Raw genomic sequence first — 13861 nt, 5'->3', positions numbered from 1 at the left:
ATTATCCGCCGATGTAGCTCATCTCCACGCGGCGTACGCCGGTGGACGCGTCCGGGGGCATGGTCGCGCGCAGCTCGGAATAGCGATCCCCGCGCCCCTGCCAGATGTGGCCGATCGCGGAGGCCAGTTCCTCGTCGCTCGCCCCGCCGCGCACCAGCGCGCGCAGGTCGTAGCCGTTGTGCGCGAACAGGCACAGGTACAGCTTGCCTTCGGTGGACAGCCGCGCGCGGTTGCAGTCGCCGCAGAAGGCCTGCGTCACGCTGCTGATGAAGCCGACTTCGCCGGTGCCGTCGGCGTAGCCCCAGCGTTCGGCGGTTTCGCCGGGCGCGGCGGCCTCCAGCGGCACCAGCGGGAATTCGCGGGCGATCAGGTCGCGGACTTCGGACGAGGGCATCACCTCGTCCATGCGCCAGCCGTTGGTGGCCCCGACGTCCATGTACTCGATGAAGCGCAGCACGATGCCGCTGCTGCGGAAGTGGCGGGCCATCGGCAGGATCTCGTGCTCGTTGGTGCCGCGCTTGACCACCATGTTGACCTTGACCGGGCCGAGGTCCGCCTCGCGCGCGGCGGCGATGCCTTCCAGCACCTCGGCGACCGGGAAGTCGACGTCGTTCATGCGGCGGAACACGGCGTCGTCCAGGCCGTCCAGGCTCACGGTGACCCGCTGCAGGCCGGCTTCCTTCAGGGCCTGCGCCTTGCGGGCGAGCAGGGAGCCGTTGGTGGTGAGGGTCAGCTCGGGGGGCGTGCCATCCACGGTGCGCAGTTCGCGCAGCTGCGTGATCAGGATCTCGATGTTCTTGCGCAGCAGCGGCTCGCCGCCGGTGAGGCGGATCTTGTGCACGCCGTGGGCCAGGAACTGGCGGGCGACGCGCGTGATCTCCTCGAAGCTCAGCAGGGACGCATGCGGCAGGTACTGGTAGTCCTTGTCGAACACCTCCTTGGGCATGCAGTAGCTGCAGCGGAAGTTGCAGCGGTCCGTGACCGAGATGCGCAGGTCCCGCAGCGGCCGGCCGAGCGTATCCGCCAGCAGGCCGGTGGCCGCCACCGGCCGGTCGGGCAGGGCAGCCCGCAGCGCCGTCAGGCGCTGGTCGACCAGGGGGATCACGCGTTCAGCCATGGGTGCATTGTCCGGTGGATGCCTTGTCCTGCCAATCGCGGGGGAGATGAAGGCGGCCCGATCGATCCTTCCACGTGTGGGTTAACCCGCACACCCGCGTGAAAATTCGGCGCGCGTGCATAGATTTACGCGAGCTCACCTTCGAGCACTGGACCGCCGCGAACCTCTGCATAGAGTTGCATTGTTGCTGAATTCGGCCGCGGGATTTTTCGGGTTCCCGCGCGAACCAGCCCCAGAGGCAGGAGTACCACATGCCCGCGTCCCTAGCGCGTTTCACCCGACCCTTGTTGCTCGCCACCCTTCTGGTGGCATCGTCCGTCCAGGCGGAGGAGCCGTCCCGGCACCTCGCCCCGGGCTTCACCACCCGCGCCGCGGAGTCCACGATCGTGGTGCTGCCGGCGGACATGGAGCTGTTCTCCATGAGTGCCGGTGGCGTGGTGGAGCCGCGTGCCGACTGGACGGAGGCGGCCCAGAAGAATTTCGCCAGCGCGCTCGCCACCCAGGGCCAGCGCCTGGGCCCCCACGTGCGGACGCTGGACGCCGCCCAGGCCGACGAGTTCGCCGACATCACCGCGCTGCACCGCGCCGTGGCCGACGCCATCTCGCTGCATCACCGCGGCGGCTGGATGGAATTGCCCACCAAGCACCGGGCGCTGGACTGGTCGCTGGGCGACGCCATCAAGCCGCTGAAGGAGCGCACCGGCGCCGACTACGCGCTCTTCACGTGGATGCGCGACAGCTATGCAAGCAAGGAGCGCAAGCTGGCGATGGTGGCCCTGGCGGCGCTCGGGGCGATCAGCCTCGGCGGCGAGCAGGTCGGCTACGCCTCGCTCGTGGACCTGAATACCGGCCGCGTCGTCTGGTTCAACCAGCTGAACCGCATGTCCGGCGACCTGCGCGAAGCGAAACCTGCCATCGAAACGGTGGAGGCCCTGCTCAAGGGCTTCCCCGGCATGAAGTGAGGCCCGCCATGAACCAGCCCCAACCCGATCGCCGCGGCTTCCTCCGCTCCGCTTGCCGCCATTGCCTGGGCTTCGGCGCCCTCGTGGGCGGCGGCGCCATCGCCCAGGACCTGTCGGCCATCAAGGTGCCCCCGCGTTTCGCCCGCCCCGCCGCCGACACCGACGAGGGCGGCCTGTGGGGCCTGATGGACCGCGAGGAGACGCGCCTGAAGCGCAGCCCGCTGCAGATCCGCGACAAGCAGCTGAACGACTACCTGACCGGCCTGGTCTGCAAGCTCAGTGACGGGCATTGCCCGGACATCCGCATCCACCCGGTGCGCGTGCCGCACTTCAACGCGATGATGGCGCCCAACGGCATGATGCTGATCTGGAGCGGCCTGCTGCTGCGCGTGGAGAACGAGGCGCAGCTGGTGGCGATCCTCGGCCACGAACTGGGCCACTATCTCGAGAAGCACCAGGTGGAACAACTGCGCGCCGCCAAGGACCGCGCGATCCTGTCCACGATGGTGGGCATGGTGGGCGGCGTGGGCGGTTTCCTCGGGCAGATGGGCCTGCTGGCCAACATGTTCGCCTTTTCGCGCGAGCACGAGGCGCGCGCCGACCGCATGGGCATGCGGCTGATGCGCCATGCCGGCTACGACGGCCGCGAGGCGGCGACGGTGTGGGAGAACCTGCTGGCCGAATTGAAGGTCACGGGCGGCAAGGAAGCCGGCAAGCGCGGCGACCTGTTCGAGACGCACCCGCCCACCGAAGGCCGCCGCGACGAGCTGCTGCAGCTGGCGGGCGACGCCGGCGGCATCGTCGGCGAGGACAGCTTCCGCAAGGTGATCGCGCCGCTGCGCTTCGGCTGGCTGCAGGACGAAGTGAAGCGCGGGCAGTACGAAGAGAGCCTGGTGCTGTTCGACCGCATGGTCAAGAAGGATCCGAAGGATGCCGAGGTGCTGTACGCGCGCGGCGAGGTCTACCGCCTGCGCGACGACGACGGCGATGCCGTGAAGGCGATCGCCGACCTGGACCGCGCGGCGGTCCTGCCCCAGGCGCCGGCCGAGACCTTCCGCTCGCTGGGCCTGCTGCACAAGCAGCGGCAGGACAGGGCGTCCGCGGTGAAGGCCTTCGACACCTATCTCGCCAAGGCGCCGCAGGCGCCCGATGCGGCCATGGTGCGCAGCTACCTGGAGGAACTCAAGTGATGCGGCGCTGGCTTCCCTTCGTGCTCGCGCTGCTGCTGGCGGCCTGCGCCAACGTGCAGCGCATGTCGGGCGAACAGATCGTCAACGAGCGGCTCGCGGTGACCGTATCGCAGGACTGGAACAAGGTGAGCGACCCGTGGGACGTCGATCCCTACGACACCTGGACGCGCGAAGGCATCCCGCTGGACCACCTGCGCTTCTGGGGCGGCGTGCGCCCCGGCCAGACGCTCATGACCAAGCCGGCGCTGTTCTCGCGCGCGCCGGACGCCAAGGCCCCCCGCGTGCCGACCTTTCGCCCCGGGCTGCCGCCCGAGAAGCTGGTGAGCCTGTTCGAGGAGCTCTACGCGACGGCTGGCACGGTGACCATCACGAAGATGGAACCGGCCGTGTTCGTCGGCCAGAAGGGCGTGCGCTTCGAGTTCACGCTGGCGCGTCGCCGGGATGACCTGACGATGCAGGGCGTGGGCTGGGTCGCGGTGCGGCCGGACGCGACGTACGGCGAGGAGCTGTACGCGGCGACCTTCGTGGCGCCGAAGCTGTCGTTCTTCGATCGGCTGTTGCCGATGGCGGAGGCGGTGGTGAAGACGGCGCGGGTGAAGGGTTGATCCCCGTCATTCCCGCGAAGGCGGGAACCCAGAGCGTCCAAAGACAAAAGCGGCCACTCGGCCGCTTTTGTTTTCGAAGCCCTGGGCCCCCGCCTGCGCGGGGGTGACGGATCACCCGTGCTTGATCGCCACGGTCTTCAGCGTCGTGAACCCATACAGCGCCTCGAATCCCTTTTCGCGCCCATACCCCGACGACTTCACGCCGCCGAAAGGCAGTTCCACGCCGCCGCCGGCGCCGTAGTTGTTGATGAACACCTGGCCGCTCTTCACGCGCTTGGCCATGCGCAGCATGCGGCTGCCGTCGCGCGTCCAGATGCCGGCGACCAGGCCGAAGTCGGTGCCGTTCGCGAGTTCCACCGCGTGGTCCTCGTCGCGGAAGCTCATCGCGGCGAGCACCGGGCCGAACACTTCCTCCTGCGCCAGGCGGTGCGTGATCGGCACGTCGCGCAGCAGCGTGGGCGCCTGGTAGTAGCCCGACTCGGGGGCCTCGTCGACGATGCTGCCCTGCGCCACCACCGGGATGCCGGCGTGCTGCGCGTCGGACAGGAAGTCCCACACGCGCTGCTGCTGCGTCTGGCGGATCAGCGGGCCGAGGTCCAGGTCCATGTCGGCCGGACCCACGCGCAATCGCGTGAAGGCTTCGCCCAGGCGCTCCAGCAGCGGCTCGTAGAGGCTCTGTTCCACCAGCAGGCGCGAGCCGGCGGAGCAGGTCTGGCCGGCGTTCTGCACGATCGCGTTGATCACGACCGGCAGCACCTGGTCGACGTCCGCATCGGCGAACACGATCTGCGGGCTCTTGCCCCCGAGCTCCAGCGTCACCGGGCAATGGCGTTCCGCGGCCACCTGCTGGATCAGCGTTCCCACGCGCGGGCTGCCGGTGAAGCTGATGTGGTCGATGCCGGGATGCCGCGCCAGCGCGTCGCCGACTTCGTGGCCGTAGCCGGTGACGATGTTGATCGCGCCGGCCGGAAAGCCCACTTCCGCCGCCAACTGCGCCACGCGGATCAGGGACATGCAGGCGTCTTCCGAGGGCTTCACCACCGAGACGTTGCCCGCCGCCAGCGCGCCGCCGACGCTGCGGCCGAAGATCTGCATCGGGTAGTTCCAGGGGATGACGTGGCCGGTGACGCCGTGCGGCTCGCGCCAGGTCATCACCGTGTAGCCTTCCTGGTAGGGCAGGGTCTCGCCGTGCAGCTTGTCGCAGGCGCCGGCGTAGAACTCGAAGTAGCGCGCCAGCGCCACCGCGTCGGCCCTGGCCTGCCTGGTGGGCTTGCCGCAATCGCGTTGCTCCAGCGCAGCCAGTTCGTCGGCGTGCTCCGCCACCTTCATCGACAGGCGCATCAGGAGGCGGCCGCGCTCGGCGGCGCTCAGCTTGCTCCAGGGGCCCTCGAAGCACCGGCGGGCGGCTTGGACCGCCTCGTTGACGTCGTCCGCCGTGCCGCGCTGGATGGTGTCGTAGGTCTGGCCGTCAGAAGGGTCGATGACGGGCAGCGTGCGCTCGGAGGTGGAACGCACCGGGGTGTTGGCGATGAAATGGAGCTGCATGGACCGATTGTGCCCACTTGCCCATACCCCCGTCGTCCCCGCTCCCCCTTGTCGTCCCCGCTCCCCCTGGTCATCCCCGCGCAGGCGGGGACCCAGAGCTTCCTACGTGCCGACAGGCACGAACACGTCCCCGTTCTCCGCCAGCCACTTCCGCGCCGCTTCCGACCCCACCTGCGCCGGATGGAAATCCCGCCGGAGGTATTCCTTCCACGGCCCGTACACCAGCCGCACCATGCCCCGCTTCCCGAACAGGTAGCTCGCCGCGCTCCGCCAGGTGCTCCACTTCCACAGCGTCCCGTCCCGCTTCAGGTTCACGACGGTCTGGCGCAGGCTCTCGGACACGAACAGGAAGGTGGCACGCTTCATCCACTTGATGCGCCACCCGTAATCCCCATCGAGGGTTTGGTAGACGTCGTAGGCCACCGACTTGTGTTCCGACTCCTCGGCGCTGTGCCACAGCCAGAGCGTCTTCAGGCGTTCGTCCTGCTCGCCCAGCAGGTCGGGGTTGTGCAGCATGAAGTCCGCGAGGATCGCGGTGAGGTGCTCGTTGGCGGCGGTGATCCCGAGCCAATGGCGCACGTCCACGCCTTCCAGTGCCTTGAAGCGCTCGCGCGAGCGCGGCTCCCAGACGTTCACGAGGCCGTTCTTTTCCAGCTGCGCGTTGTACAGGCCGTGCAGGCGGCGATGCGTCGCTTCCTGGCCGACGAAGCCCTGCACGTCATCGCGCAGCTTTTCCTGCACCTCCGGCGGCAGCTTCGCGAAGCCATCGCGCACGGAATCGATGAAGAACTGCTCGCCGAAGGGAAAGCTGAAGGACAAGGCGTTGAACAGCGCCGTGCGGAAGGCATCGCCCGCGCACCAGTGGCGCGGGATGGGCTGCTCCATGTCGACGAGGAGGCGGCGGACGACGAGTGCGGTCATGCATTGGTACCTGTTCGTACCATGATGCATGCCCCTCCGGGCAGTGTCAACGCGCGGCGTTCAGGCGCCGACGGGAACGAAGCGGTCGCCGTGTTCCCGCAGCCACTGGCGCGAAGCGCTCGCGTCCTGCTGCTCCGGATGGAAGTCGTGCTCGAAGTAGTCCTTCCACGGGCGATAGGTCTGCGTGACCAGTCCGCGCTCGCCGAACAGGAAGGCGAAGCCGCTCTTCCAGGTGCTCCACTTCCACAGCAGGCCGTCGTGCCGCAGGTTGGCGAAGGTCTGGCGCAGCGTGTCGGCGAGGAAGAACACCGTCACGCGGCGCATCCACTTCACCCGCCACGCGTGGTTGCCGCCAAGCGCCTGGTACAGGTCGAAGGCGGTGCTCTTGTGTTCCGACTCCTCCGCGCAGTGCCACAGCCACAGCGTTTTCAGGCGTTCGTCGCGGTCGCCGAGCAGGTCGGGATTGCGCAGCATGAAGTCGGCGAAGATGGCCGTGAAGTGCTCGTTGGCCGCGGTCACTCCGAGCCAGTGGCGCACGTCCACGTCCTCCATCTGCTTCAGGCGCGCGCGGGCGCGCGGCTCCCACTCGTTGACGTAGCCCAGCTTCCCGAGGTGCTCGTTGTAGAGCGAATGCAGGCGGCGATGCGTGGCCTCCTGCCCGACGAAACCCTGCACCTCGTCACGGAAGCGCTCCTGCCGGTCCGCCGGCAGTTCCCTGAAACCGTTGCGCACCGAGTCGATGAAGAACTGCTCGCCGATGGGAAAGCTCAGCGACAGTGCATCGAAGAAGGCCGTGCGGAAGGCATCGCCGGCGCACCAGTGGCGCGCGATCGGCTCCTCCATTTTGACGAGGAGGCGGCGGACGACGAGATCGGTCATAAGATAGCGACGAGGGTGGACACCGTGGTACCTGGGCGTACCATGATGACGACCCTCCTTGGTACCGTCAAGTACCGTTGCACCATGCCGTCCGATTTCGTCATCCTCGAGCCCGATACCACGTCGCACCAGCACCGCAGCCGGCTGCTGGAGGGGATGGCGGTCGCGGTCTCGCAAAAGGGCTACGCGGACACGACGATCGCCGACATCGTGCGCGAAGCCAGCGTCTCGCGCCGCACCTTCTACGAACACTTCTCCACCAAGGCCGAGTGCCTGGTCGCCCTGTACACCGCCGCGAGCCACAACGCGCTGAAGGTGCTGCGGGAGGCGATCGATCCGGGGCGCGGCTGGGAGCAGCAGCTGGAAGCGGGGATCCGCGCCTATCTGGGCTGCATGGCGGCGAACCCGGTGCTGCTGCGCACGCTGTTCGTCGAGATCCTGCATCTCGGCCCCGAAGGCCTCGCGGCCCGTCGCCACGTGAACCAGGCGATCGCCGACTACATGGTGGGGGTGGTGAACACGCCGCACGTCACGCCGCAGGTGGCGATGGCGGTGGTCGGCGGCATCCACGAACTGGTGCTGCAGGCGATCGAGGACGGCCAGGTGGATGAACTGCCGGTCCTGACGACGACGGCCACCGCCCTGGTGCGGGCCGTGGCGCGCGCCTAGCGACCGTTCGGGCCCGGCAGGACCCGCGCCGATGGGCGCTCGGCGCACAGTCCGACGTGCCCGGCGGCACGGCGCCATAGCATCGGGCGCAAGCCACGCACCGTCCTGGTCGCCGACTCCATGCATCTCCCGCCGCCCATCCATCCGAGCCAGCACAGCCCGGCGCAGCGACCTGCGCCGGATGACGCAGCGGCCTCGCACTGGAAGGACTCGGTGACGCTGACGGACCGCCCGGCCGACGCGAGCTCGCGCCGCGCCGCGCTCATCGTCGTCGCCCTCTCCACCGGTGTCTTCCTGGCGCTCGCGCCGCTGGCGAAGATGCAGTTCCCGCCCGCCGCGTGGTTCATCCCGCTGTTCCAGTCGGTCCTGATCATCAACGACCTGGTGACTGCGGCACTCCTGTTCGGCCAGCTGCGGCTCACGCGCGCGGGGCCGGCGCTCGTGCTCGCCAGCGGCTATGTGTTCGGCGCCATCATGGCGACGCTGCACCTCCTGAGTTTCCCGGGCGTCTTCACCGCCACGGGCCTGCTCGGCGGCGGCGCGCAGACCACGGCCTACCTGCACGTCTTCTGGCATCTCGGCATGCCGGTGGCCGTGGTCGGCTACGCGCTGTTGCGCGAGCGGGGCACCACGCTGGCCGGGCCGACAGGCCTCACCATCGGGCGCGCCGTCGGCGTGGTCGTGGCGATCACGCTCGCGCTGGCCCTGATCACGACCTGGGGCAACGACCTCCTGCCGCCGCTGCTGGCGGGCAACCAGTACTCCTCGGCCTTCAACATCGGCCGCTATGGGCAGTGGGTCCTGACGGCCCTGGCGCTTCTCTTCCTCTGGCAGCGGCGCCGGCAGCATTCGGTGCTGGACCTGTGGTTGATGGTGATGCTGTGCAACACCTTCTTCGAGATCGCCCTCGTGTCGATCGTCAATGCCGGCCGCTTCGACCTCGGCTTCTATGCGGGGCGGGTGTACGCGACGGTCGCGTCCTCGGTCGTGCTGCTGATGCTGCTGGGCGAGCACTGGAAGATCTACCGCGAGCTCGCGGCCGCCCAGGAGACCGCGCGTTCGGAAGCGGCCCTGCGCGAAAGCCGCGAGGTGCTGGGCCTGGCCATGCACGGCGGCCGCATGGCGGCGTGGACCCGCGATCTCGCCGCGCACACGAGCTGGTGGAGTCCCGAGGTGGAAGAGCTCACCGGCTGGCCCGCGGAAGCGCTGGCCGCCTCGGATTCCTTCCTGGTCAACCGCGTGCACCCGGAGGATCGCGTGGCCTTGCGCGGAGCGATGGATGCGTCCGCGGTCCCGGGCGAGGAGTTCGCGGTGGAGTTCCGCCTGCGCCATGCCGACGGCGGCTGGCACTGGCTCGATGCCCGCGGGCAGGTCCGGCTGGACGAAGAAGGGCGGCCCACGCGCCTGTTCGGCGTCGTCGTCGACATCAGCGACCGCAAGCAGGCGGAGGAGGCTGCCGCGGAACTCGAACAGCGCTTCCGCACGCTGGCGGACGAGATGCCCCAGCAGGTCTGGATGGCGCGGCCCGACGGCCAGCCCTACTGGTACAACCGCCGCTGGTACGAGTACACCGGCACCAGCCCGGACCAGATGGAGGGCGCGGGCTGGCAGGGCGTGCTGGATCCGGACACGGTGGCGCCCATGCTTGAGCGATGGCGCCACAGCATCGCCACCGGCGAGCCCTTCGAGATGGTCTTCGGCGTGCAGGGGTCGGATGGCGTGCCGCGTCCCTTCCTCTCGCGCGCCGCGCCCGTGCGCGACTCCGCGGGCAGGATCCTCAACTGGTTCGGCACCAACACCGACATCAGCCAGCAGCGCGCCGAAGAGGAGGCGCTGCGCATCGCGGACCGGCGCAAGGACGAATTCCTGGCGACGCTCGCCCACGAGCTGCGCAACCCGCTCGCCCCCATCCGCAACGCGGTCGAACTGATGAAGCGCGCCGGCGCGCTGCCGGCCATGGTCACGCGGAGCCGCGACATCATGGACCGCCAGTCGAGGCACCTCTCGCGCCTGGTGGACGACCTGCTGGAGGTCTCGCGCATCACCCAGGGCAAGCTGATGCTGCACCGGGAGAAGGTGTCGCTGCTCGATTGCGTGCACGACGCGGTCAACGCCGCGCGTCCGGCGGTGGAGGCGGCAGGCCACCACCTGGAAGTGCACGCCGATCCCGATCCGCTGCTGGCGGAGGCCGACGCCACGCGCATCGCGCAGGCCGTGGTCAACCTGGTGAACAACGCCGCGAAATTCACCCCGCGCGGCGGCCGCATCGTGGTGTCGTCCTGGCGCGATGGCGACAACGCCTGCGTCTGCGTGGCCGACAACGGCATCGGCATCGCGCCGGAACACCTGGGCGGGATCTTCGGCATGTTCTCGCAGGTGCAGAGCGCGCGCGAGCGCAGCCACGGCGGGCTGGGCATCGGCCTCGCGCTGGTGCGCGGCTTCGTCGAACTGCACGGCGGCAGCGTCCGCGCGCACAGCGGCGGCACCGGCAAGGGCAGCAAGTTCACCATCCGCCTGCCCTTGCTGCCCGGGCAGGTGGAGCGTGCGGTGCAGGCCGAGGCGGTCGGGGAGCGGGCGAAGCGCATGCGGCGCGTGCTGGTGGTCGACGACAACGAGGACGCCGCCCACAGCCTCGCATCGCTGCTGTCGCAGGATGGTCACGAGGTCCGCCTGGCGCTCGGCGGCGAGGAAGGCCTGCGCATCGCCTTCGCGTTCGAGCCCGAGGTCGTGCTTCTCGACATCGGCATGCCCGGGATGAACGGGCTGGAGGTGGCGCGCGAGCTGCGCCGGCAGGTGGGCTGGGAGGTCCGCATCATCGCCGTGACCGGCTGGGGCCAGGCGAGGGATCGCGAGCTGACGCGCGAGGCGGGCTTCGATTTCCACCTGACGAAGCCGGTGGATCGGGAGGAGCTGGAGGCGTTGTTGCTGGGGGAGATGCCGCGCGGGCCGGTGGCGGGCGAAGGCGCGGCGGTGCAGAGGCATTGATGCGACTTCGTCATTCCCGCGCAGGCGGGAAACCAGGGCTTTCCGACTCCAAAAGAACAAAGCGGCCCGCAGGCCGCTTTTGTCTTGGATGCCCTCGGTCCCCGCCTGCGCGGGGAGGACGGTCAGGCGTGGAACTTCACCACCAGCGGCACGATCAGCAGCGCCACGATGTTGATGATCTTGATCAGCGGGTTCACCGCGGGGCCGGCGGTGTCCTTGTAGGGGTCGCCCACGGTGTCGCCGGTCACGGCCGCCTTGTGCGCCTCGGAGCCCTTGCCGCCGTGGTGGCCGTCCTCGATGTACTTCTTGGCGTTGTCCCAGGCGCCGCCGCCGGTGCACATGGAGATCGCGACGAAGAGACCCGTGACGATCGTGCCCATGAGCAGGCCGCCCAGCGCCTTCGGCCCGAGGAGCAGGCCGACCACGATCGGCACCACCACGGGCAGCAGCGACGGAATCATCATTTCCTTGATGGCCGCCTTGGTCAGCATGTCGACGGCGACGCCGTATTCCGGCTTGGCCGTGCCTTCCATGATCCCGCGGATCTCGCGGAACTGGCGGCGGACTTCGACCACCACCGAGCCGGCGGCGCGGCCGACCGCTTCCATCGCCATGGCGCCGAACAGGTAGGGGATCAGGCCGCCGATGAACAGGCCCACGATCACCATCGGGTCCGACAGGTCGAAGCTGACCTGGCGGCCGTAGCTCTCCAGCTTGTGCGTGTAGTCGGCGAACAGCACCAGCGCGGCGAGGCCGGCGGAACCGATCGCGTAGCCCTTGGTCACGGCCTTCGTGGTGTTGCCCACGGCGTCCAGCGGGTCGGTGATTTCGCGCACCGAGGCCGGCATTTCCGCCATCTCGGCGATGCCGCCGGCGTTGTCGGTGATCGGACCGTAGGCGTCGAGGGCGACGACGATGCCGGCCATCGACAGCATCGAGGTGGCGGCGATCGCGATGCCGTACAGGCCGGCGAGCCAGTAGGCCGCGATGATCGCGGCGCAGACGCACAGCACCGGCCAGGCGGTGGAGCGCATGGACACGCCCAGGCCCGCGATGATGTTGGTGCCGTGGCCGGTGGTCGAGGCTTGCGCGACGTGCTGCACCGGGTGGTACTGCGTGCCCGTGTAGTACTCGGTGATCCACACCAGCAGGCCGGTGAGCAGCAGGCCGATGATGCAGGCGCCGAACAGCTTCATCTGGCTGCCGGAGGCCGCGATGGCGTTGTCGGGGATCAGCCACTTGGTGACGAAGAAGAAGGCGATCAGCGACAGCACGCCGGCGACGATCAGGCCCTTGTAGAGGGCCGGCATCACGTTCTTCATGCCGGGGGAGGCCTTGACGAAGAAGCAGCCGATGATCGACGCGATGATCGACACGGCGCCCAGCGCCAGCGGATACAGCACCGCGTTGACGGGAGCGGAGGCGACCAGCAGGGCGCCCAGCACCATGGTGGCGATCAGCGTGACCGCGTAGGTCTCGAACAGGTCGGCGGCCATGCCGGCGCAGTCGCCGACGTTGTCGCCCACGTTGTCGGCGATCACCGCCGGGTTGCGCGGATCGTCCTCGGGGATGCCGGCCTCGACCTTGCCCACCAGGTCGGCGCCGACGTCGGCGCCCTTGGTGAAGATGCCGCCGCCCAGGCGCGCGAAGATGGAGATCAGCGAAGCGCCGAAGGCCAGGCCGATCAGCGGGGTGAGCAGGGTGGCCAGCTTGACGTTCGGCGTGAGCTGGCCGTTGCCCATGAGGAACCAGGTGAAGACCGTGACGCCGATCAGGCCCAGGCCCACCACCAGCATGCCGGTGATGGCGCCGCCGCGGAAGGCGACGTCGAGCGCGGGGCCGATGCCTTGCGTGGCCGCCTGCGCGGTGCGCACGTTCGCGCGTACCGACACGTTCATGCCGATGAAGCCGCACGCGCCCGACAGGACCGCTCCGATGATGAAGCCGACGGCGGTCTGCCCGTCGAGGAAGATGCCGATGAGGATCGCCAGCACCACGCCGACGACGGCGATGGTGCGGTACTGCCGGCCCAGGTAGGCGGCTGCGCCGGCCTGCACGGCCGCCGCGATCTCCTGCATGCGGGGATTGCCGGGATCTTTTGCGAGGATCCAGCTGCGGGCCCAGAAGCCGTAGACCACGGCCGCGAGGCCGCAGACGAGCGCCAGGATCAGCGCCATGTTGCCATTCATCTGAAGTTTCTCCTGTCGATTCGTGAGTCTTTGCGGGGGCGCCAACGCCGCGGAGCCCCCGCTGCGTTGCTTCCTCGTGACTCCCCGAAGAGGAGGCGATTGGCCAACCGGCGCACTATACAGGCGTGCGCTTTACACACAAATGACTCGACGGGGAAAGCGTCGTGACACCAACTAAAATCAGGGTTTCTCCCGACCCCTTACTCCTCTCCCTTAGAACCAAACCATGTCGCTCGACGCAGTCACCCCCGGCAAGAACGTTCCCGACGCCTTCAACGTGATCATCGAGATCCCGATGAACGCGGACCCCGTGAAGTACGAAGTGGACAAGGAGACGGGCGCGATCTTCGTCGACCGCTTCATGAGCACCTCGATGCACTACCCGACCAACTACGGGTACGTGCCCAAGACCATCAGCGGCGACGGCGACCCGGTCGACGTGCTGGTGATCACCCCGGTGCCGCTGATCCCCGGCGTGGTGGTGACCTGCCGCCCGATCGGCATCCTGAAGATGCAGGACGAGGCCGGCGACGACGCCAAGGTGCTGGCCGTGCCCACCGACAAGATCCTGTCGATCTACACGCAGTGGCAGAAGCCGGAAGACCTGAACCCGCTGCGCCTGAAGACCATCTCGCACTTCTTCGAGCACTACAAGGACCTGGAGCCCGGCAAGTGGGTGAAGGTTCTGGGCTGGGAAGGCCCGGAGTCGGCGAAGCAGGAAGTGCTGGACGGGATCGCGAACTACAAGAAGGTGAACCCGAAGGGTTGAACCTCGTCACCCCCGCGGAGGCGGGGGCCC

The 13861-nt window shown here is 68.7% G+C and carries 11 protein-coding genes; 6 read left to right on the top strand and 5 right to left on the bottom strand.

Translation table 11 applies throughout. The annotated features are described in order from the left end of the window. Window position 1 precedes the first annotated feature (1 nt). Window positions 2–1117, bottom strand: coding sequence for a GTP 3',8-cyclase MoaA (gene moaA / locus VF522_RS02385; protein WP_330906608.1), 1116 nt, complete (start codon window positions 1115–1117; stop codon window positions 2–4). Window positions 1118–1422: 305 nt separating this feature from the next. Between moaA and VF522_RS02380 the strand changes: the two genes are divergently transcribed. Genes VF522_RS02380 through VF522_RS02370 form a run of 3 tightly spaced genes read left to right on the top strand, consistent with a single transcriptional unit; the run spans window position 1423 to window position 3874 of the window. Beyond that, window positions 1423–2079 (top strand): hypothetical protein, encoded by a 657-nt coding sequence (locus VF522_RS02380; RefSeq protein WP_330906607.1) that lies wholly within the window; start codon window positions 1423–1425, stop codon window positions 2077–2079. An 8-nt stretch (window positions 2080–2087) separates the two neighbouring features. After that, window positions 2088–3269: a tetratricopeptide repeat protein gene (locus VF522_RS02375; protein WP_330906606.1), complete on the top strand. Its 1182-nt coding sequence runs from the start codon at window positions 2088–2090 to the stop codon at window positions 3267–3269. Next, the gene (locus VF522_RS02370; protein WP_330906605.1) at window positions 3269–3874 is read left to right on the top strand and encodes a hypothetical protein; all 606 of its coding nucleotides are present in this window, start codon (window positions 3269–3271) and stop codon (window positions 3872–3874) included. Before VF522_RS02375 ends, VF522_RS02370 begins: the two co-directional genes overlap by 1 nt. A gap of 111 nt (window positions 3875–3985) precedes the next feature. On the opposite strand, the gene VF522_RS02365 is transcribed toward VF522_RS02370, so the two are convergent. The 3 genes from VF522_RS02365 to VF522_RS02355 form a co-directional block, all read right to left on the bottom strand. After that, on the bottom strand, window positions 3986–5419 hold the full coding sequence (locus VF522_RS02365) for an aldehyde dehydrogenase family protein (protein WP_330906604.1): 1434 nt from the start codon (window positions 5417–5419) through the stop codon (window positions 3986–3988). Between the two features lie 102 nt (window positions 5420–5521). Further along, on the bottom strand, window positions 5522–6340 hold the full coding sequence (locus VF522_RS02360) for a metal-dependent hydrolase (protein ID WP_330906603.1): 819 nt from the start codon (window positions 6338–6340) through the stop codon (window positions 5522–5524). 60 nt (window positions 6341–6400) lie between these two features. After that, window positions 6401–7219, bottom strand: coding sequence for a metal-dependent hydrolase (locus VF522_RS02355; protein WP_330906602.1), 819 nt, complete (start codon window positions 7217–7219; stop codon window positions 6401–6403). Window positions 7220–7303: 84 nt separating this feature from the next. Here VF522_RS02355 and VF522_RS02350 point away from each other — a divergent pair, with 84 nt between their 5' ends. Further along, entirely contained in the window at window positions 7304–7888 is a 585-nt protein-coding gene (locus VF522_RS02350; RefSeq protein ID WP_330906601.1) for a TetR/AcrR family transcriptional regulator, read from the top strand. Window positions 7889–8008: 120 nt separating this feature from the next. Beyond that, window positions 8009–10873 carry a PAS domain-containing protein gene (locus VF522_RS02345; RefSeq protein WP_330906600.1) on the top strand — a complete coding sequence of 955 codons (2865 nt, stop codon included), beginning with the start codon at window positions 8009–8011 and terminating at the stop codon, window positions 10871–10873. Window positions 10874–10995: 122 nt separating this feature from the next. Here VF522_RS02345 and VF522_RS02340 read toward each other — a convergent pair whose 3' ends face one another. Then, window positions 10996–13062, bottom strand: coding sequence for a sodium-translocating pyrophosphatase (locus VF522_RS02340; protein WP_330906599.1), 2067 nt, complete (start codon window positions 13060–13062; stop codon window positions 10996–10998). Between the two features lie 226 nt (window positions 13063–13288). Between VF522_RS02340 and ppa the strand changes: the two genes are divergently transcribed. After that, complete coding sequence (ppa, locus tag VF522_RS02335; RefSeq protein WP_330906598.1) at window positions 13289–13831, top strand: inorganic diphosphatase; 543 nt, start codon at window positions 13289–13291, stop codon at window positions 13829–13831. Window positions 13832–13861: the final 30 nt, after the last annotated feature.

The organism is Ramlibacter sp. (genome assembly GCF_036383835.1).
GTDB lineage: Bacteria > Pseudomonadota > Gammaproteobacteria > Burkholderiales > Burkholderiaceae_C > Ramlibacter.
The sequence above is the reverse complement of the archived record's forward strand: the minus strand, read 5'-3'. Positions and strand labels throughout refer to the sequence as shown.